The organism is Mesorhizobium sp. M0140, assembly GCF_040322475.1.
Taxonomy (GTDB): Bacteria; Pseudomonadota; Alphaproteobacteria; order Rhizobiales; family Rhizobiaceae; genus Mesorhizobium.
Window position 1 is genome coordinate 1 of sequence record NZ_JAMYTM010000085.1, and the last position, 1,050, is coordinate 1,050.

At 59.5% G+C, this 1,050-nt stretch carries 1 protein-coding gene; it reads left to right on the plus strand.

Going from position 1 to position 1,050, the window contains the following annotated elements:
* The first annotated feature begins 91 nt into the window (after positions 1-91).
* Positions 92-1,040 (plus strand): IS630 family transposase gene (locus NKJ37_RS31945; protein ID WP_031249521.1). Its coding sequence is split into 2 segments (ribosomal slippage): positions 92-427 and positions 429-1,040, totalling 948 coding nucleotides; the frame shifts between segments, so codons are not numbered across the junction.
* Positions 1,041-1,050 lie beyond the last annotated feature (10 nt).

Here is a 1,050-nt window from a genome sequence, read left to right on the forward strand (position 1 = left end):
TAGAGCGATTCCTATTTTGAGAGAATCGTAGGATTCCCAAAGCCGGATGTTTGTGATTCAAGATGCTGGCTGGATTGGAGGCCAGCATCTGATGACGCGAGCGCTTTCAAATGATCTTCGTGAGCGTGCAGTAGCGGCGGTTGGCGACGGGGAGACCTGCCGTGCGGTTGCCTCGCGCTTTGGCGTTGCGGTTTCCTCTGTAGTGAAGTGGTCGCAGCGTTACCGTGCCACTGGCTCGGTGGCGCCGGGCAAGATGGGCGGACATCGCAAGCGCGTCCTTGAGCCGCATCGGGCCTTCATTATGGAGCGGCTTAATCAGACCTCTGAACTGACGCTGCGTCGGCTGAAGGACGAGCTGGATGCTCGCGGGGTCAAGGTCTCGCACAATACGGTGTGGCTGTTCCTGCGCCGCGAAGGCCTGAGCTTCAAAAAAAACTCTGTTCGCCCTTGAGCAGGCGCGTGCCGATATTGCCCGCAGGCGCCAGCGATGGCGCTCTTGGCAAAGCGGTCTCGATCCACAGTGCCTGGTCTTCATCGATGAGACCTGGATCAAGACCAACATGGCTCCACTGCGAGGTTGGGGGCCGAAAGGCAAACGGCTGCGCGGCTTGGCTCCACACGGCCACTGGCGCACGCTGACCTTCCTCGGTGCACTACGCTGGGACCGGCTCGCAGCACCTTGCGTCTTCGACGGACCGATCAACGGCCAATGCTTCCGTGCTTATGTCGAGCAGCAGCTCATCACCGTGCTGAAGCCCGGCGACATCGTGGTCATGGATAACCTGGGAAGCCATAAGTCGGCGGCCATCAGGCAGACGATCAAAGCTGCCGGCGCCAGGCTTTGGTATCTGCCGCCCTACTCGCCGGACCTCAATCCGATCGAGCAGGCCTTCGCCAAGATCAAACACTGGATGCGACAAGCTCAGAAACGCACCGTCGAGGACACGTGGCGCCACATCGGCCACCTCGTCGAAACCATCGAGGCAGCCGAATGCAAGAACTACTTCGAAAACGCAGGCTACGCTTCCGTCAAAATATGAAACGCTCTAG